The following is an 18458-nucleotide window of genomic DNA, read 5'->3' on the forward strand; positions in this document are numbered from 1 at the left end:
CCGGCAGTCCGCCGCTACCGGCAAACGCGCCAAGCCCGTCTGACGCCTTTGATATGGCGTTGTGGCGCCGGGACCGCCCCGGAACTCCCGCCGGCCCGGGACTGGTTCATCATTCGGATGCGGGCAGTCAATACACGTCTTTTGCGTTCACCGTTCCCAGACAGGCCCGTACCGACAACCAGCGCCTCCACAGCGCGATCGGAGACGTCCCACCCCACGAGTACGAGACTAACCACTGCGCTCGACACCAGCCCCGACCGGAACAGGGCCGGCGCGTAACGAATTACACGGGCCTCATGACGATTTCGACCTCGCCGGGGTACGCGTACTCCTCGGCCAGCGCATGGTGGAAGACCGTAGGCGCCATTCCGTCGCGCCTTGGTCCTTGGGGTTACACGCGAGCACCCTGAGCGCCGCAGCGGCAGGCTGGAGCCATCCGGGCTGCTTCGCATACGTTGGCCCCGTGATCTATCCGGACTGCTGGGTGATGTTGACCATCCAGGTGATCCCGAACTGGTCGACGAGCGAGCCGGCCTCGTCACCCCATGACTGCTTCTCCAAGGGCAGCGTCACGGTGCCGCCGGCGGACAGCCTCGCGAAGTAGTCGCGGAGTTTGACGTCGTCGCCGTCGAGAAAGACCGCGACGTTGTCGCCCGGGGTGTGGGGCATCTCTTCCCGAACGTCCCACGCCATCAGCGTGTAGCCGTCCGGGGTTCGGAGCGTGGCGTGCATGATCTTGTCGGGGTGAGGCACGTCCGGCGAGCCGTATTCTGCGTAGGTGCCCATATCCAGCTGGCCGCCGAGGATGTTCTGATAGAACTCGATCGCCTGTCGTGCGTTCCCGTTGAAGGCGAGGCACGGGTTGAGTTGAGACCCCATCTGATACTCCTTAGAGTGAGTGGCTTCGAACGGCTTCGAACGGCTTGAACGTAGCAACGGGCACCGACAATCGCCCGAGTCCTGGCCATCGCGGTAATCGCACTGGTCACCGAGCCCACCGCCTGAAGCGCCGTCCCCAACGTCGTCACGGAGATCCCAGAGCCGATGCCACCCAGCTTTCGGAGGGTGGCGCGTCCTGGGGTGTGTCGTTCACCAGCCAGGAACCGTTCCACTCGACGTTCCACACCTCTCCGAAGGAGTTCTCGAACTCCACGAAACTCCCCGGAGCGCCTTCGAGGAGCCCGAGTTCCCTCAGCAGCACGTCGTGCGTAGTGAACCCGCGGGACGGACCCACACTGCCGCTCTTGGTCCTGGTGTTCTCGTACCGCATCCGCAGGTACGGAACCGGCGTCCGGGAGAGGATCGTCGGCCGCAGCATGCGCTTGCACCGCAGAACCGCCTCGTCCAGGCTCTCGTCTCCGCGGAACTCGCACTGGTACGCCGGGAAGACCGCTGAGACGACCTCGTTCAGGGTCTCGTTCCGCCCGTGGTGGTAGCCGTGCACGGGTGGTGAAGCCGCTGCCACGGCGTCGAACCGGTAGGCACCGTAAGAGAAGCCGGTGGCGATCGTGATCGGTCGGGCGCCTGGTCCGCGCCCGAGGCGGTGCTGTCTCGCGAACTCAAGAACAGCCCTGGTCAAGCCTTCGTCGTGGACGTCCAGCGAGTTCATTTGGTAGGCCCAGCCTCCGTCGACGTCGACGGCGAGGGAGAACATGAAGCGCGACATGGGCGACCATCGCCAGGCCATGGGCAGGCCAGGTACCTCCTCGACGTTCCCGATCCCCGCGACAGCCTGTTCGATGTTCATGTCCGTCATTTTCTCCTTCCTGCGCCAGCTGCATGATCTGGGGAGGAAGGCAGGCTCAAGCCAGCCTGGATCCAGTCCCGGAGCAAACGACTCCACGGGGCCCGGACCGGTCTGCCGGCGCTGTTTCGGCGCCTCACCGACCATGCCGCTTCGTACCGGACAACACTTCTGCGGACCCGGCTCCTCACCCCACCACGAACAGCACGCTGCGCTAATGACGATGAGCAGGCTGACCGGCTCTGCGTATCGGCACGCCGAGAATTTCGTCGACCTGCGCTCCTACGACATCGAGGAGCCCTTGCCCGAACAGACACAACGATTCCTCCCAGGGGTGCCCGAAGCTGCCGATCTGGAAGTCTTCCGTGAGGTAGACGTAGTAGTCGCCATCGGGATACGGGCTCAGCGGCCACGACTTCTGCCCCGGGCCTCCGGCCAGGTGGGGCGAGAACCGGAACGAGGCGTGTTGCCAGTCCAGTGCGTACAGCCCGACCTGCGGAGGAACACAGGACGTCAGTCCTTGCTGGACCACCTCGACCAGTCGGTCGAGCCGCTCGTGACCCGGGCCGTCATCCAACGACGCCAAGCTCCAGGTGGCCGAGGCGACGGGTTCCTCGATGGCCGGCCAATAGGCTGAGTTCATGCTGGGCCGAAACGCAAACTCCGCGTAGAAGCGGTCCCACACACGGCGGTACTCGGCTTCCGGGAGCGGGACCACGGACTCGTTCTTCACCCGCAGAGCCTACCGATCGGCCTCGTCGAGAAGCGCGCGAGTAGATCTTTCACGGAACTCCGGTCAGAGCGCAGCAACGTGGGGTGTCTACGGCAGACGGGCAGCCCGGTGCGCTCTCGCCGCGGCAAGGGCACGATCATCAGCCTGGCGGCGGCTGAGGCCGATCCGCTCCTATGACCGCGGTGTGCTGTCCCAGCGCCACGTGGGCAGACGAGGGTGCCCCGGCAGTTCGGCGCGGCCGGTAGCCGGCAGCAGGGTGAGCCAGGGATCACGCCAGCGCCGCGAAACGCACGCACCATGGCGACCAGCAGCGCGCCGCACGCCTCCAGCGAGGTGCTCGGCAGTTCCACTCCAGTGAACCGGCCTTACCGCCCCACGCCTCTGGGCCGCGTCCCGAAGGATGCTCACGGCGAGCCGCACGACAGAGTCGCTAGTGCACTGTCCATGAGGGTGCGGCCGACAATCACGGACAACGCACCAGCCCCCGAAGGACAGCCGGCCACTTCTCCAGTCTCATGGGGAGTTGGCCGGCGGCCCATCGGAGCGAAGCACGGCCTGCAACTCGTCGGGGGTGACAGGCCAGTAGTCACGGACGGGCTGACCGACTTCGGATGGCCAACTGGGACGAACGCGTTCGACGAAGTCTGCGAAGTCGGTCCGTAGATACCGAGAGTCGGACGGCTTCAGCCGGATTTGTTGGCGGCTGTCTGCCCACCAGATCTCGAAATCGGCAACCGTGCCCTCCGCCGGCCAGTCTTCGCCCTCGTTCGGAAGCAGCAGGACGTCGACAAAGCCTCCGACGCTCAGCCCGATGTCCACGAAGATCCCGATCGCACCGGGCCGGGGAACTTTCACCACGGTGCCCTGGAAGACCTGCCCGAAGCGCAGATCCCTCCGAATCCGAGCCCACTCGGCATCTGTCGCCACGAACAGATCATCGCGCCTTCGTCCGGGGCGCGAGTGGCTGGGACCCAACGTGAACTGCCGCAGCGCCCCCTCACGATGATCGCTTCAGCGACACGGCACTGCCGCTAGTGCTATGACCGGGGTACGTGCGGTAGGAGAGCCGTGGCCCTCCGCCTTGCGATGCACCGCACGGGCCGCCGGCCGGGCGGCCTCCTTACGGTTGGTGACCTTCGCGCCCCGGTCCGGGCTCACACTCGCCGCCCCGCCCTCTCGGGCGGAAGGGACGGCGCAGGCGTTTAATCGGATGTGCGTGCGGCGCGGGGTTGTTAGGTTCGCCGTGTGCCGAAGCTGAATCAGATCATCGCAGTCGAAAAGGGCGTCAAGTCCAAGGCCCTCCAGGAGCTCACCCAGGCTCACCAGGACGTGCAGAAGCCCGCCCTGCTGGCCGGCATCTCCCGGACCTACCAGCCCAAGGACGAGGAGGGCGAGCAGCTGCCGCCCGAGTCCACGCGGGTGCAGATCAAGGCCGAGGATGCTCTGCGGGCGACCGCCGGGACGCTGACGCGGCTCTTCGACGTGACCGCGACGAAGGACTGGGCGAACCGGTCCGCGGTCGCGGACGTGGTGGTCGACGGTACGGTGCTGTTGCCCCAGGTGCCCGTCCCGTACCTGTTGTTCCTGGAGAAGCAGCTCACCGACCTGCACACCTTCGTACGCAAGTTGCCAGTGCTCGACGCCTCCGAGTCTTGGAACCTGGACCCCTCGACGGACTCGTGGAGGACGGACCCGGTGCGGACCATCCGCACGAAGAAGGTTCCGCGCAACCACGTGAAGGCCGAGGCCACGGAGAAGCACCCGGCGCAGGTCGAGGTGTACTACGAGGACGTCCCGGTCGGTTACTGGACCACGGTGAAGTTCTCCGGCGCGCTGCCCGCCCGGCGGGTCAACGAGCTCCTCGACCGCGTCGAGAAGCTCCAGCAGTCCGTCAAGTTCGCCCGCGAGGAGGCGAACAACACCGAGGTCACCGACCAGCGGGTCGGCGACGCGGTATTCGGCTACCTGTTCCGGTAGCCTCCATATACGCCCTCCGTCGCGAGCGGAGGGTGCGCGATGAGCGCAAGCTGAAACTGATGTTGAAGCTGATGAAGGGGTGTCAGTTGGGGGTTCGAATCCCTCCCCCCGCACCACGTGCGGGGGTGGCCCAAGCCTGGCAGAGGCGGCCCCGTGAAACTCAGATTCTCGCTCCAGTCTCAGTATTCGCCGCCGAACACCGGATCGACCGAGCGTGGGCGAACATCGACGGATGGGGGTTCAAGTCCCCTCGGCGCCTCTCTCGTGGCGCTGTAGTTCAAAGGCAGAACACGTCGATCTCAACATGACCCGCGGTTCTTAAACGCCGCCGGTGTGCGCAAATGGGTGGCAAGCTGGAGCCCGGGAGCTGGACATGCTCCCGGGCTCCGTCACGTTCCGGCCCGCGACTTGTGCTGTGACCGGGAAGGTTCACCGGGTTGCGGATACGGGCGCGTTCGCGCCGTTGGGCCCCGAGGACGTCGGGGTGACGGGCGTTCTGGCTGCGCCAGCGCAGGTAGGCATGCAGGGCCCGTGTCTGGACGGTGTGGTTGGGGTGGTTGGGGTGGTTCGAGTTGGCCGGGGTGAACTGCCGTAGTGGTCCGAAATGCACCTCGATGGTGCCTTTGCGGCGCCGGTTGATCCCAGCAGGAGCTGGCGGTGGGGCGGATTCCCAGGCGCCCGAACTCGTCGAACGCGAAAGTGCGGTCCGGTCGTTCATTGATCGCGTACTCGATCCGGGCGAGCTTCGCGTCGAAGGCCGCATCCGGGGACTTCTTCCAGGTGGTCTTGGTGCGCTGCCAGTGGTGGCCGTCTGGACGACGAAGTCCTCGTCGTTACGATCGAGAAGGCGGGGACGGCCTCCCGCCCAGCGAGAGTTCAGGCATACGAGCCCGCGACGGGGACCGTGCTGCCGCCGACTGAAGCAGGCGTCACCCCAGCAGGGCCGAACACCGTTGTCAGTGCCGGATGACACCATGCGGTCATGAGTAGCGAGTCTTTCAACTGGCGCCACCTTCTCGGACGTTGGCAGGAGGAGTGGGTTCCCCGCGAGGACGAGGACGACGACGACGAGGACGACAACGACGGCGGGCAGAACGTCGTCCCTCCGGGCCGCCCCGGGGCGGACGAGGCGGCGATCGCCGCGGCCGAGGAGCGGCTGGGGCGGCGGCTGCCTCCCTCGTACCGCGAGTTCCTGGCCGTGAGCGACGGGTGGCACGTGGACCAGATGGCCGGGGTCTACCAGCTCGGCGGTGTTGCGGACATCGACTGGTTCCGGGATCCGTTCGACATGACCCCGCTGTACGAGCAGAACCTGGGCGACAATCCGCGCGAGGAGGACATCCTGCTGGCCGGGATGTGGCAACGGGCGCTGCGGCTTGAGACGGACTCCGACATATCGCACGCCCTGCTCGACCCGGGCGACAGCGACCGGGACGGCGAGTGGGCGCTCTACCTCTATATACCGCTGTGTCTGGGTCGAGGGAATCACCCCCGCCTCCTTGCCCGCCCTGATCGGCGAGGAAGGCGCCGAACTGAGCGCGCCAACGGATCCGCGCAAGGCGTCCTGGCACGCGCCCAAGCCCCATGAGCGGGAGGGCGTGGAACTCTGGGAGGACCGGGCCGTGGCCGCCGTCGGCCGCACCGCCCAAGCGTGGGCCTTCGCCTTCGACGGCCACTCCCACCACCACCTGAACAAGCTGTTCCTGTCTCCCGCTCCAGCCGCCTCCTTGTCCGGCCGCGCGGTGGTGGTGTGGCGCGACCCGAGGCGCTCGTCACCGGGTGACCACCCGGCCGCGTTCCACCTGTCGGTGGCCGAGCGGGGCAAGGAGCTCTACGCGTTCACCGTGCGGGGTACGGAGGTCCAGCGCTCCGGCGCGATACCCGAGGCCTTGGAACCCGCACGGCTGTTCCGTCCGGAGGACTCCGAAATGGTCGGCGAGCTACGCGCGTTGGAGGCCCTGCACACGGAACTCGGCCTTTCACTCCCCCGCTTCGCGCTGACCCAAGGCAGGCTCCCCACCTTCACCACCCGGTCCTGGACCCGGGAGCCACGCGCGGGCGAGGGGTTCTCCTACGCCTACTTCGCGCGGCATCGGCCCTGAACTCGGGTCCGTCCTCCTGCACACCCTCTGCCGTCGGCGGGTCCGTACCGCTGATGGCCTGGCCGGCAGCTGTGCCGCCGGCCGCCGAAGCCAGTCCTGCGGCCACACTCGCCAGGCCAAGCGCCTTACGCCGTACGTTCTCCTCCGGGCGAAGTACGTCAGGTCCTCGGTGGCGCCGAGCCCGGCGGCGGCCGCGCCGCCGAGCGCCAGCGCCTCTTTCCAAGCACCCCAGCACAGGCTGCGGGCCAGTACAGGCGGCGGCCCGCGCCAAGTCCCGTACGGCCGTGTCGTCGCCCCGTCGTGCCGCCTCCGCGAGCGCGCGCCGGACCAGCCCCGACCCGGCGGCGACCTCGCGCCGGCCAGGACGCTGACCGGTCCAGTCGGCGAGTTCGGCGGTGGCGTCGGCCGCGACCCGCAGGGTGCCGGCCCTTTCGGCGGTCAGGACGGCGAGCCGTCCCCCGGCACGGTAGCCGCCGCTCTCACGGGTGACCAGGCGCAACCGCTGAAGTTCCGTCAAGGCCTCCGGCACGGGGGTGCCCGCACCGACCGCCCCCAGGAGGGCCGCGGACACGGGAAGCGGCTGGAAGGCGCATAGGGCACCGAGCAGCCGGGCGGTTCCCTGGCCGGAGCCGTCCGGCGAGTCCCGAGGCCACCGCGGCCTCGTCCGCGGTGAAGGCCGCGGTGAAGGCCGCGGTGAAGGCCGCATGGGCGGTGCCGCCTCCCGCCTCCAACAGCGCCGCCGACGCGGCCAAGGCGCGCGGATGCCCGTGCACCTCGGCGGCGAAACGGGCGGCTCCCCGCGCCTCGGCGCCGCTGAGCGGCCGGTCGAGTCCGCGTTCGAGCTGGGCGAGCGACGCGCTCGCCGACAGCCCGCCGGGCCGGCAGTCGCGGGTACCGGCTCCCGTTTCCGCCGGGCCGTGCTGGGTGGAGGAGACCAGTACGTCACAGCCGGGCAGCGCGTCCCGCAGCGCGGCGAGCCCGCCGAGGCTTCGGTTCAGCCGGATTCACCGGGGGTTCGGACCTACATGAGGTGGAGAACGCGCGATGCGACGAGGGCCTGCGCGACGATCTCTCGCAGGCCCTCACAGCAACTCGCCTCGGCCGTGAACAGGACTGCTCAGGCAGCCCCGCTACCCGTTCCCGGGTGGGTGGGGCGAAATCGTCGGCGACCTTCACGTCTACCTATTCGCCGCCTTTGGCCTTGTGGGCGGGCGAGACGGTCACCTCGGCGCGTTCCTTCGGGGCGAGTTGGACCTGTAGGTATCCCCAGCGGGTGAACAGGGCCAGTTCAGGATGGGCGGTACGGCGGCCTTCCTTGAGAAGGCACCTCATGCTGCCAGAGGGCGGGCGGCAACGGCGAGTTGGTGAGGGAAGGCCGCATTCTCGTCGAACAGCTTGTGGTGCTGGAGGCAGTGGTAGAGCTGGCTGAGGAAGGAGGGGACCGAGCCGCTTGGCCGACTGAATGCGTACTGACGCGTGACCGAGTCCCGCGTCAACCGGTGATGCTGACGCGGCGCAGGTAAAGGATCTCGCCGCCCTCAGGGCTGAACCAGATCCGACGGTTCTCGGCCTCATTCTCCAGAACGGGGTTGTCGAAGACGTGGCTGCCGGGCTGGACCGTGACGGTGACTCGCTCCAGGCACCAGTCCGGTCCGCCGCCCAGCGGGACGTAACGGAGATAGACGGGGTACCGGTTGAGGTCTTCGGTGTCGAGCTGCGGCCTGCGCGGATCGTTGAGATCGCCTCGCTCAACGGTGCTCTCCTCGCCCATGATGAACGTCTGTGCCACGCCTTGCCTGAAGTCGTCGGCTGCGGTTTCCAGCCTGAACTCACGTCCTGCGATGCCCAGGCGAACCGTGCTGTCCGTGCCGGCCCAAGTGACGTCGGCCGTCTGCACATGCGCCTCGATCTTGGTAATGGCTACCATTTTTTGTTCTCCTTGTGTGTCATCGCCGGCATATCGGGATTGCCCGGTGCGTCGGCGACGTGTCTTCCGGGCGTCGGTGCGACAGGCCGGACTCGTGGTGAATCGCGGCCCGCGCAGGAACATCACTCGCGCCTCTGCGGCAGGATTGCACCTCACGCCGACCACTCATGCGTTGAGCAGGCATAGACAGACGGCCGACAACTCACAGGAGCGGACGGAACGGTGGCTCTGCACTTGGTGGCGCGCCACGCAACGGGACGCGGAAAATTGCTAGTCCTTCCGATTGCTGCATTCCCGCCACAAGCAAAACCACTCAGAAACCCACTCCTGTGAGTGAATAGAACCTCACGCCCACGCCATACGTTTCTTCCTCGCATATCGACGAGAATTACGGATGCCTCCGCCAGGCGTACGTCCTCGCCCTCCTGTCCCGCCATCGGGGTGGCGATCTCACCCGGCGCGACGGCCTTCACGGTGATGTCATACTCGGCCGACTCCAGTGCCAGTGCCACGGCCTGCGTGAGCCAGGAGCGGCGCGCCCAGGTCGGCGTCGAGCATGTCCCGCGCGGTGTCGTACGTCATGTCGACGAGGGGCGAGGCCGTGCAGACGCCGGTGTTGTTCACCAGGATGTCGATGCGGCCGCGTTCCGGGCCAGCTCGTCGGCGGCGCCGGCGGCTTTCGGCAGCCGCGTCACATCCAGGTGTACGACGGCGGCGCGGCGCCCGTGGCCGCGTACCTCTTCAGCGGTCTGCGCCGTGCGCCGTCCTCGCCGGTGTGCCACGTGATGCCGGCGTCCATGCCCTGCGCGGCGAGCCGGGCGGCGGTGGCGCGGCCGACGCCCGAGCCGGAGCCGATGCCAGAGCGGAGCCGATGCCATGCCCATGCCCATGCCCGAGCCCGAGCCCGAGCCCGAGCCCGAGCCGGAGCCGGAGCCGGAGCCGGAGCCGGTGACAACGGACTTTGGTGACACCACGCGACGGGTGGTGCAAAACGGCGTCTGGGGGGTTCCTGGTGCTGAAGTGTGGTGAGGGGCTCATGATCGGGCACGTGAATGGGATGCCGGACGTATCAGCACCCGTGATCAAACTGGTGCGGCGGACCACCGAACCCGTCGCGGCGCAGACGCTGCGTTCCACGGCCGCCGCCGTCATCTCCTTCGTCGTCGCCCTGATGGTCCTGCCCGCGCAACCCGCTCCCCTGACGGCCCCGCTGACCGCGCTCCTGGTCGTCCAGGTCACCTTGTACGCGACCCTCACCACCGGTATCCGACGCGTGAACTCCGTCGTCGTCGGTGTCCTCATCGCCATCGGCTTCACCACTCTGGTCGGGCTGACCTGGTGGAGCCTGGGCCTGACGATCTTCACCTCGCTGATCATCGGCCGTTTCGTGCGGGTGAGCGAGTTCGTGCCCGAGGTGGCGATCAGTGCGATGCTCGTCCTCGGTGTCTCCCAGGCCACGTCGGCGGCCTGGCACCGGGTTCTGGAGACGCTGATCGGCGCCGGGGTGGGCCTGCTGTTCAACCTGCTGTTCGCACCCCCGGTGTGGACGCAGTCGGCGGGGACGTCCATCGACGGGCTGGCGCGCGGGATGGGCCTCATGTTCCGCACCATGGGCGCGGAGATCGCCAAGGGCCACCTCCCCTTCCCTCACGCGGCCGCCCGGCTGCACGAAGCGCGGCGGCTGGACCACGACATCGTGGAGGTCGACGCCTCGCTGCGGCAGGCGGAGGAGAGCCTGCGGATGAACCCGCGCGTACGGGAGGGGCTGCTGTCCCGGGTGGTGCTTCGGACGGGGCTGGACACCCTGGAGATCTGCGCGGTGGTGCTGCGGGTGCTGACCCGGAGCCTGACCGACCTGGCGAAGTTCCGTACGGAGGAGTCGCTGTTCCCGCCGGACGTATCGGCCGGCCTCCAGGAGCTGTTCGAGCAGGTGGCCGACGCCATCGAGAGCTTCGCCCGGCTGATCACCACCCAGGTGGCCGCCAACGCGGAGCAGGCCGAGGAGCGGCTGACCGCCGCCCTGGCCGCGAGCCGGCTCACCCGCGACCGGGTCGCCGAGATGCTGCTGGAGGACGTGCGGGAGCACCCCCGGCAGTGGCAGCTGCACGGCGCGCTGCTCGCCGAGATCGACCGGATCCTCGACGAGCTGGACCTCGACAAGCGCACCGAGCGCCTCATGCAGGAGCTGGACCGCCAATCGGCGGACCTCAGCGAGCGCTACCCGCGGCTCGCGGCGCTGCGCCGCCGGCTGCGCGGCGAGAGCGGCAGGGAGCGGCGGCCGGCCGTGGAGGGCTGAGACCCACAGGCGTGGAGCACGTGCGGGGTGTCCGCCGACCGAGGAAAGAGGAGGCAGGCGTGCGTGTCGGAGGAGGCGGAGTCCGCGTACGACACAGACGTGCCAGCCCCGGACCGCGGTGAACCGGGTTCCAAGACGCACGTCCTGCCGGACACGAACGGACTGCCTGCACCTCATCGGAGTCCCGGTCGGCGACACCCACGACAGCGAAAGGGGTGGGAACTCCACTCCCCACGCAACGCCTGGTACGTCTCACACGCTCTGGGCTCCTGGGCCTGTCGCGTACGCCAAGGGGGGTGCGATCGCTCGTACGTCCGCCTGCTCCGCCACCCACAGTCCGATGAACAGTGCCGCGGTCGCCTCCAGGAGTCCGGCGCGTTCCAGCCCGCCGCCGGCCACCGGCTCGCAGCCCACGTCCCGCACCAGTTCGTACACCCGCTTGAGTGCGGCCTCATCGTCCCCGCAGACCGGAACCGCGAGTGGTTGACCGTCGAAGACGGGCGGGGTCATCCGCCACACGTCCTCATGACAGAGGTTGAACGCCTTGACGACCCGCGCGCCCGGCGCCGCCGCAGCCAGTCGGCACGCCGCCGAGGGGCCCCCTTCGGTCAGCAGCCGGAAACCGGGTCCGACCGGATTGGCACAGTCGAGCAGGATCTTCCCGCTCAGTGCCGCCTGGAGCTCTTTGACGACGTCTGCCCCCGCGCCGTAAGGCAGCGCGGCCAGCACGACCTCACCGAAGTCCGCCGCCGCGTGCAGACTCCCATGCCCTGTGCCTCCCCCGATGCGCGTCGCGAGCCGCTGGGCCTTCAGTTCGTCCCGGCCTCCGACGAACACCTCGTGGCCGACCCGCCCCCAGTGCGTGGCCAGTGCGTCCGCCATGTTCCCCGTTCCCAGCACGCCGATCTTCATCGATTCGCCTCTCTCCGTGCTTGTTCCAACCGCTTCGGGATGACACTAGGAAGTCCGTCAGGCACCATTTGGTACGTGACGACCGACGCCTATCTCGCCGACTGCCGCGCCCGCCTCGCCTTCGACCTTCTCTCCAACACGTGGAACGCGGTGCTCATTTGGGTCCTGCGGGACGGTCCCAGGCGTCCCGGTGAACTCCGCGAGCGCATCGGCGGCATCAGCCCCAAGGTCTTGACAGAGACGCTGCGGCGGCTGGAGTTCAACGGTCTGGTGGAACGACGCGCCTATGCCGAGGCGCCACCCCGTGTCGAGTACGGACTCACCGCTCTGGGAAAGACGCTGCTCGGCCCGATCGACGCGTTCGGCGCGTGGGCCTTCGAGCACGGTGATGAGGTCATGGCCGCTCAGGACCGAAACGGCGGGTGAGTTCAGCCGCGGTCCTCAAGCACCGCCTGCGGGGCGACGACGGGGTCGGGCGGGCGAGTGGGCTTTTTGCCCTTCGGCAACAACCGTTCCAGCGTTCCAGCGGGATTCGTTGTTCAGCCATCAGGTTGTCCAGGCGCCGGACTGGGCGCGACGAGCGTGGGAGCTGCGAGAAGTTCGCGCACGACTCTGGGGGTTCGGTCATGGGAGGTGGAAAACTCACAGGGCTCACTCGGCGCTTTCGAAACACGTCGGGCGCCGACCCATGCGATGGGAGACCGATCAACGATGTTCACTCTGGTACGGAGCAGAGTGCGGACGGCCGCGCTCGCGCTCTCGGCCGTCGCGGCCCTCACCTTCGGCACGACCGCCACGACCGGCGCGGCAGCGGCCCCCGCTCCCGCTCCCGCGAAACAGGGACCGACCTCGGTGGCGTACGTCGAGGTGAACGACAACAGCATGCTGAACGTCGGCAAGTACACCCTCGCCAACGGCGGCGGCAACGTCTTCGACGTCGCCGTGATCTTCGCGGCGAACATCAACTACGACACAGGCACGAAGGCGGCATATCTGCACTTCAACGAGAACGTGCAGCGTGTCCTCGACAACGCCGCCACGGAGATACGGCCGTTGCAGCGGAAGGGCATCAAGGTCGTCCTCTCGGTGCTCGGCAACCACCAGGGCGCGGGTTTCGCCAACTTCCCGTCCCGGCAAGCGGCTTCGGCGTTCGCGAAACAGTTGTCGGACACCGTGACCAAGTACGGGCTCGACGGCATCGACTTCGACGACGAGTACGCCGAGTACGGGAACAACGGCACCGGTCAGCCCAACAGCAGCTCGTTCGTGCACCTGGTGACGGCGCTGCGCGCGAACATGCCGGACAAGATCATCAGCCTCTACAACATCGGCCCTGCCGCGTCGCGCCTCTCCTACGGCGGCGTCGACGTCTCCTCCAAGTTCGACTACGCCTGGAACCCGTACTACGGCACCTGGCAAGTCCCCGGCATCGCACTGCCCAAGTCGAAGCTGTCACCGGCGGCCGTAGAGATCGGCCGGACGTCGCAGAGCACGGCCGCCGGCCTCGCCCGCCGCACCGTCCGCGAGGGGTACGGCGTGTATCTGACGTACAACCTCGACGGCGCCGATCGCAGCGCCGATGTCTCCGCGTTCACCCGCGAGTTGTACGGCAGTGACGCTGCCTACACGCCGTAGGACGACCGCACACCGCGCCTTCGACAACGTTGTCGGGGGCGCGGTGTGGGGCGACCATTCATCTCGCGGGCGGCGTTGGCCTGCCAGTCACCGCCTCGGTTGAGGCGACGGTATCTTTCACCTGGTCAGGCCCATACCATCTGCATCCAACAACGGTCCTCAGGCCCGCGCGGCCAGCCGGCGCAGGTGGCGGTGCACGCTGTGCTGGACCGCCGCGGCGTGTTCGAAGTGGTAGAAGTGGCTGCCGGGGAACTGGGTCACGCCGAGGAAGTCCGTGCAGTGGTCCGCCCAGGCGGCCATGCCGCCCGGTGCGGCGATCGGGTCCGAGGTGCCGCAGTAGGCCGCGACCGGGCAGGGCGCCGGTTCGCCGTCCTCGCGCAGGCTGCCTGCGGTCAGGAAGTCGGCGCGCAGGGCGGGCATGATCGAGGCCAGGGTGGCCGGGTCCAGCGTCGTACCCTCCGCCATCAGGCCCAGTTGTCCTACCCGGGTGAGGAGTTCGTCGTCCGACATGGTGGCCACCCGGTCCAGCTCGGCGGCCGGTTCCAGTCCAGGGGCCCATGCCGAGACGGCCAGGAGTTCGGGGGCCGGCAGGCCGCTCCAGACCGCCGCCACGGACAGCCGGTAGGCGAGCAGTCCTCCGAAACTGTGGCCGAAGAGCAGGTAGGGGCGGCCGTCGAGTTCCGCTTCGAACGCCTCCACCAGCGCTTCCAGCAGCGCTGTCACATCGGTGAACGGCTCCTCGGCCAGCCGTTCCTGGCGGCCGGGCAGTTGCAGTGTTCGTACCTCCATCGTGGAGGGCAAGGTGGCCGCCCAGGCCTGGTAGGCCGGGGCCGTGCCGCCTGCGTGTGGCAGGAGGAAGGCTTGGTGCTCGGCGTTCGGGTCGGCCCCGGAGCTGGTGAACCAGCGGGCGCCTCGAGTACTGCCGGTGGTCGTCATGCGCTCTCCTGATCCGTCTGGCGGGCCTTGGACACCAGTACGTCCGCGATCTCCCGCAAATGTGTCTCCGGCCGCAAGGACCCGATGCGGAGCACGATGTGGCGGGCGCCCGCCCGCACGTAATCGGCCACACGCTGCGCGCAGTGCTCACTCGGGCCCCACGCATAGGCCTGGATCGCCTTCATCTCCGCCAGGGAGCGGCCGTAGCAGTGCTCCAGGTAGTCGTCCAGCTCGACCCTGGCACCTCGTTCGTCCGGGCCCACGGTGACCGTCAGATACAGGGCCGGGGTCACCGCGCCGGCCCGGCGTCCCGCGCGTCGGCAGAGGTCCTCCAGGCGTCGCCGAGCGCGGGCGTAGGCCTCGGCCGAGGTGCGGAACGGCAGCCAGCCGTCGTAGAGGAGGGCCGCCCGTTCCAGCACGCTGGCGGTGTCGTCGGCGGCGAGCCACAGCGGCGGTCCGTCGGGCGCGGCCGGGCAGACCAGCCGGTCCAGGCCCTCCGCCTGCCAGTGCCGACCCGCGAAGCGGCTCGGCGCGCCGGGCCGGGTGCTGCTCCAGGCCGTCCGCCACAGCGCGGTGATCTCGTCGAGCCGGTCGGCGTCGTCGGCCGCCGGGGCGCCCACGGCGGCCAGTTCCTCGTCGGTCTCCGGCGCCGGGAAACCCGTACCCACTCCGAGGACGAGCCGGCCGGAGCTGACATGGTCCAGGCTGCTGATCATGCTCGCGGCCACAAGTGGGTGCCGCAGCGCGGGAGTCAGGGCCGCGGTGCCCAGGAGCACCTGGCGGGTCACCGCGCCCGCGGCGGACAGCACCACCATGGGGTCGAGCCGGGGGCGCGCGGTGAGCGAGTCGCCCGTCCACAGGGAGTCGAAGCCGAGTTCTTCGGCCCGTCGCGCGAAGTCCAGCAGGGGCGCGACGCTGTACTCGCCGAGGATCGCCTGCTCCCTGGTCGGCAGCAGGACCCCTACGCGGAGCGGCTGACGGGCAGCCCCCATCGCACACCTCTTTCTTGAATCGTGGTCAGCGGTTCCTGCGATCCAAGCAGCCGTTCCTGACAGGTTCCTGATCGCCCGGTGAAAGCGGATGGAGCCGCCGGGGTGGTGGCCCATGGTGGACCGGCCACCCGCGCCCAGCATCTCCGGTATCTCTTTCCCTGCGGCTATTGGAATAACTGTTAATGCTGCGCCCGAACCGGCCATGGATGGGGCGGAATAGCCCGCGCACGGACATGGAAAACACGCCTTTTCACTGTCCGACATGCACCCATCCGCCCCGACATCACCGCCGGGAATCGGCTTTGCTGCAGCGAGCACGCACTGGCGTAGAAGCGACGTCGCCGCTCTCGCACACTTGCGGTCAGGAAGGGAGCCGGAGTCAATTAGGGGAACCATGTACTACAGGAGGAAAAAGTGATCACCTATTCGCAGTTCAAGGATGCGCGCCGGAAGAGCGGCCCGATACCTGCGTCCGGATCCCAGGCACCGGCCGCTTCCGGGACCGGTCCGGTCTTCGCGTTTCTGGGGCCGCTGGAAGTGCGCGCGGGCGACCGCGCGTACACCGTCGGCGGGAACCGGCAGCGCACCCTGCTGGCGGCGCTGCTGGTGAGCCCCGGCCGTCCGCTCTCCGCCGAGCAGCTGTACACAGAACTGTGGGGGGAGAACCCGCCGCCCACCTTCGAGAACTCGCTCCAGGCCCACGTCTACCGGTTACGCCGGACCCTGCAGCAGACGGCGGGCCCGGACGGAACGGCACCCGAACTGCTCACGCGCTCGTCGGGGTACGTCTTGGAGGTGGACGGCGAGGAGACCGACGCGGCGGCCTTCCGCCGGCTGGCCGGCCGGGCCCGCGCCTGCACGCGGCACAGTCCCGCGCAGGCGCACCAGCTGCTCGACGAGGCTCTGGCGCTCTGGCGCGGCGCGCCCTTCCAGGACGTCGCCCAGGGGCCGATGTCGCAGAGCGTCGCTCTGGCGCTGGAGGAGGAGCAGCTGTGCGCCGTCGAGGACAAGCTCTGGCTGGAGATCCAGCTGGCGGACCCGGTGCACAGCATCAGCGAGTTGAAGCGCATGCGCACCATCCATCCCTGGCGGGAGCGCTTGACCGAGATGCTCATGCTGGCCCTGTACCGGACCGGTCGGCAGGCCGAGGCGGTGGAGACGTACAACAGCACGCGGCACAGGCTGGCGAGCGAGTTGGGAGTGGAGCCCTCGGTCAAGCTGCGCGAGCGGCTGCGGGAGATCCTCAACCAGGCTCCCTCGCTGGACGCGGTCGTCCCCGTGTAGGCGGCGAGGTCAGGCCGCTGTGTGACGAGGCTGCGGCAGTACGCCCGGAGAGAGGCGGGGGCGTACTGCCGCAGCCTCGTCTTGTTTTAGCGCGTCAGCCGCGCGTCAGCGCCCTGCGCGAGAATATTCCTAGAGCAAACTCCACCACGGTAATTCGGACCGGGTGTAAGAGTGTTGTGGGATGAGTGACGCCCGCTCTTTTTCTCTTTATGGTCGCAAAGGCATGGGCTTCTCTGCCCTTTTTTCTGCGGCACTTTTGCCGAAGGCGCCGACGCGGCCATTTATCCGGGGACAGTCCATCAGTCGACCTTCAGCCGTCGATCAGCGCCGCTGGCCATGGTGGTCGGCGGAAGAGGCACTACGAAGGGGATGATTATGGACGAGGACTTCGAGGTCGTCATCATCGGCGCCGGGATGTCGGGCCTCGGCATGGCCGCCCGTCTCAAGGAGGCCGGACGGCACGCGTTCACGGTTCTGGAGAAGGCCGCCTCGATCGGCGGGACCTGGCGCGACAACACGTACCCCGGCGCGGCCTGCGACGTGCAGTCCCACCTGTACTGGTACTCCTTCGGCGAGCAGCCCGACTGGACGCGCACCTACGCCGGGCAGCCGGAGATCCTGCGCAACCTCGAACGGTTCGCCAGGAGTCACCGGCTGGATGAGCACATCCGCCTCGGCGTGGAGGTCACCCAGGCCGCGTGGTCGGACGAGGACGGCGCCTGGCTGCTGCGCACCTCGCGCGGTGAGCGGCTGCGGGCCCGCGTGCTGATCACGGCGTGGGGGCAGCTCGACCGGCCGGCCTGGGCGCGCGTCGAGGGCGTGGACCGCTTCGAGGGGACACAGGCGCACACGGCGCGCTGGCCCGACGAGCTGGATCTGACGGGCAAGCGGGTCGCCTGCATCGGCAACGCGGCCAGCGCCGTCCAGTTGGTGCCCGCCATCGCGGAGGCCACCGGGCAGCTGACGGTGTTCCAGCGGTCCGCCAACTACCTGCTCCCGCGCGAGGACCGGGCGCTGGCGGACGACGAGCGTGCCGCGCTGCTCGCCGAGCCGCACCGCTACGCCGCTCTGCGCGAGGGCCTCTACCGCGAGCGCGACGGCTGGGCCACCGGCCTGCGCGACGACGGCAATCCGGTGCGGGAGGAGTTCCTGCGGGTGGCGGGAGAGCATCTGGCCACGCAGGTCGCCGACGGCCGGCTCCGCGACCGGCTCACCCCCGACTACGCCTTCGGCTGCAAGCGGGTGCTGATGAGCGACGACTACTACCCTGCGCTGTCCCGCGACAACGTCGAGCTGGTGACGGAGCCCATCGCCAGGATCGAGCCGGAGGGCATACGGACCACGGACGGGCGGCGGCACGACGTCGACGTGATCGTGCACGCCACCGGCTTCCAGCCGCTCGACCGCACCGGCGGGGTGGAGATCATCGGACGGAACCTGCTGAGGCTGCGCGAGGCGTGGAAGGAGGGGCCCGAGGCGTATCTCGGCGTGGCGGTCAGCGGCTTCCCCAACATGTTCATGCTCTACGGCCCGAACACCAACCTGGGCCACCACTCGATCCTGTTCATGGTGGAGAGCCAGATCGCCTACGTGCTTCAGGCGCTCGCGTCCCTCGACGCCGGCCCTGCCCGCACCCTGGACGTCATCCCCGAGGTGCAGCGGCGCTACAACGAGGACCTCCAGCGTGACCTCGCGGGCACGGCCTTCGCGGCCGATTGCGGGAGTTGGTACACGACGGGCGACGGCCGCGTGGTCAACAACTGGTCCTCCAGCATCGAGGCCTACCGCGAGCGCACCGCGGTCTTCGCACCGCAGGACTACACCGGATAGGTCTTCGTGGCCGCGCATGCCGCGCGTACGGCGGTGGCCCGCCCCCTCGGCTCGGTGAGGGGGCGGGCCACCGCCGTATGGAGTGTGCGC

General features: G+C 68.6%; 16 protein-coding genes and 2 pseudogenes. 7 read left to right on the top strand and 11 right to left on the bottom strand.

Translation table 11 applies throughout. From position 1 onward, the window contains the following. Nucleotides 1-468: 468 nt before the first annotated feature. The 4 genes from ACWDZ7_RS24585 to ACWDZ7_RS24600 form a co-directional block, all read right to left on the bottom strand. Entirely contained in the window at nucleotides 469-879 is a 411-nt protein-coding gene (locus ACWDZ7_RS24585) for a VOC family protein (protein ID WP_451799774.1), read from the bottom strand. Between the two features lie 145 nt (nucleotides 880-1024). Then, nucleotides 1025-1756, bottom strand: coding sequence for a hypothetical protein (locus ACWDZ7_RS24590; protein ID WP_451799775.1), 732 nt, complete (start codon nucleotides 1754-1756; stop codon nucleotides 1025-1027). Nucleotides 1757-1958: 202 nt separating this feature from the next. Beyond that, entirely contained in the window at nucleotides 1959-2477 is a 519-nt protein-coding gene (locus ACWDZ7_RS24595; protein ID WP_451799777.1) for a DUF2716 domain-containing protein, read from the bottom strand. Nucleotides 2478-2990: 513 nt separating this feature from the next. Then, nucleotides 2991-3404 (bottom strand): hypothetical protein, encoded by a 414-nt coding sequence (locus tag ACWDZ7_RS24600; RefSeq protein ID WP_451799778.1) that lies wholly within the window; start codon nucleotides 3402-3404, stop codon nucleotides 2991-2993. 318 nt (nucleotides 3405-3722) lie between these two features. On the opposite strand from ACWDZ7_RS24600, the gene ACWDZ7_RS24605 reads away from it, so the two are divergent. Continuing rightward, nucleotides 3723-4454, top strand: a complete 732-nt coding sequence (locus tag ACWDZ7_RS24605; RefSeq protein WP_451799780.1) for a DUF7873 family protein — start codon at nucleotides 3723-3725, stop codon at nucleotides 4452-4454. A 436-nt stretch (nucleotides 4455-4890) separates the two neighbouring features. Here ACWDZ7_RS24605 and ACWDZ7_RS24610 read toward each other — a convergent pair. After that, nucleotides 4891-5346 (bottom strand): annotated as a pseudogene (locus ACWDZ7_RS24610) (IS630 family transposase); the annotation flags it as partial. A 90-nt stretch (nucleotides 5347-5436) separates the two neighbouring features. On the opposite strand from ACWDZ7_RS24610, the pseudogene ACWDZ7_RS24615 reads away from it, so the two are divergent. Then, nucleotides 5437-6556 (top strand): annotated as a pseudogene (locus ACWDZ7_RS24615) (SMI1/KNR4 family protein). A 1182-nt stretch (nucleotides 6557-7738) separates the two neighbouring features. On the opposite strand, the gene ACWDZ7_RS24620 reads toward ACWDZ7_RS24615, so the two are convergent. The 3 genes from ACWDZ7_RS24620 to ACWDZ7_RS24630 all read right to left on the bottom strand — a co-directional run bounded on the left by ACWDZ7_RS24620 (nucleotide 7739) and on the right by ACWDZ7_RS24630 (nucleotide 9107). Then, nucleotides 7739-7888, bottom strand: a complete 150-nt coding sequence (locus ACWDZ7_RS24620) for a hypothetical protein (RefSeq protein ID WP_451799781.1) — start codon at nucleotides 7886-7888, stop codon at nucleotides 7739-7741. A gap of 160 nt (nucleotides 7889-8048) precedes the next feature. Beyond that, entirely contained in the window at nucleotides 8049-8606 is a 558-nt protein-coding gene (locus ACWDZ7_RS24625) for a hypothetical protein (protein WP_451799782.1), read from the bottom strand. A 357-nt stretch (nucleotides 8607-8963) separates the two neighbouring features. Beyond that, nucleotides 8964-9107 (bottom strand): hypothetical protein, encoded by a 144-nt coding sequence (locus ACWDZ7_RS24630; protein WP_451799783.1) that lies wholly within the window; start codon nucleotides 9105-9107, stop codon nucleotides 8964-8966. Between the two features lie 433 nt (nucleotides 9108-9540). Between ACWDZ7_RS24630 and ACWDZ7_RS24635 the strand changes: the two genes are divergently transcribed. Continuing rightward, complete coding sequence (locus ACWDZ7_RS24635) at nucleotides 9541-10779, top strand: FUSC family protein (protein ID WP_451799976.1); 1239 nt, start codon at nucleotides 9541-9543, stop codon at nucleotides 10777-10779. Nucleotides 10780-11031: 252 nt separating this feature from the next. On the opposite strand, the gene ACWDZ7_RS24640 is transcribed toward ACWDZ7_RS24635, so the two are convergent. Beyond that, nucleotides 11032-11691 (bottom strand): NADPH-dependent F420 reductase, encoded by a 660-nt coding sequence (locus tag ACWDZ7_RS24640; RefSeq protein ID WP_451799785.1) that lies wholly within the window; start codon nucleotides 11689-11691, stop codon nucleotides 11032-11034. A 75-nt stretch (nucleotides 11692-11766) separates the two neighbouring features. Here ACWDZ7_RS24640 and ACWDZ7_RS24645 point away from each other — a divergent pair, with 75 nt between their 5' ends. Next, nucleotides 11767-12117: a winged helix-turn-helix transcriptional regulator gene (locus ACWDZ7_RS24645; RefSeq protein ID WP_451799787.1), complete on the top strand. Its 351-nt coding sequence runs from the start codon at nucleotides 11767-11769 to the stop codon at nucleotides 12115-12117. A gap of 285 nt (nucleotides 12118-12402) precedes the next feature. Next, on the top strand, nucleotides 12403-13326 hold the full coding sequence (locus tag ACWDZ7_RS24650; RefSeq protein ID WP_451799788.1) for an endo-beta-N-acetylglucosaminidase H: 924 nt from the start codon (nucleotides 12403-12405) through the stop codon (nucleotides 13324-13326). 159 nt (nucleotides 13327-13485) lie between these two features. Here the strand turns inward: ACWDZ7_RS24650 and ACWDZ7_RS24655 are convergent, their stop codons facing one another. Together ACWDZ7_RS24655 and ACWDZ7_RS24660 are read right to left on the bottom strand one after the other, a co-directional pair. Beyond that, entirely contained in the window at nucleotides 13486-14262 is a 777-nt protein-coding gene (locus tag ACWDZ7_RS24655; RefSeq protein WP_451799790.1) for a thioesterase II family protein, read from the bottom strand. Further along, nucleotides 14259-15254 carry an LLM class flavin-dependent oxidoreductase gene (locus tag ACWDZ7_RS24660; RefSeq protein WP_451799791.1) on the bottom strand — a complete coding sequence of 332 codons (996 nt, stop codon included), beginning with the start codon at nucleotides 15252-15254 and terminating at the stop codon, nucleotides 14259-14261. Before ACWDZ7_RS24660 ends, ACWDZ7_RS24655 begins: the two co-directional genes overlap by 4 nt. Nucleotides 15255-15668: 414 nt before the next feature. Between ACWDZ7_RS24660 and ACWDZ7_RS24665 the strand changes: the two genes are divergently transcribed. After that, nucleotides 15669-16538, top strand: a complete 870-nt coding sequence (locus tag ACWDZ7_RS24665; protein WP_451799793.1) for an AfsR/SARP family transcriptional regulator — start codon at nucleotides 15669-15671, stop codon at nucleotides 16536-16538. 375 nt (nucleotides 16539-16913) lie between these two features. Next, nucleotides 16914-18368 carry a flavin-containing monooxygenase gene (locus ACWDZ7_RS24670; protein WP_451799794.1) on the top strand — a complete coding sequence of 485 codons (1455 nt, stop codon included), beginning with the start codon at nucleotides 16914-16916 and terminating at the stop codon, nucleotides 18366-18368. Nucleotides 18369-18458: the final 90 nt, after the last annotated feature.

The sequence above is a fragment of the Streptomyces sp. NPDC003032 genome, assembly GCF_053591415.1.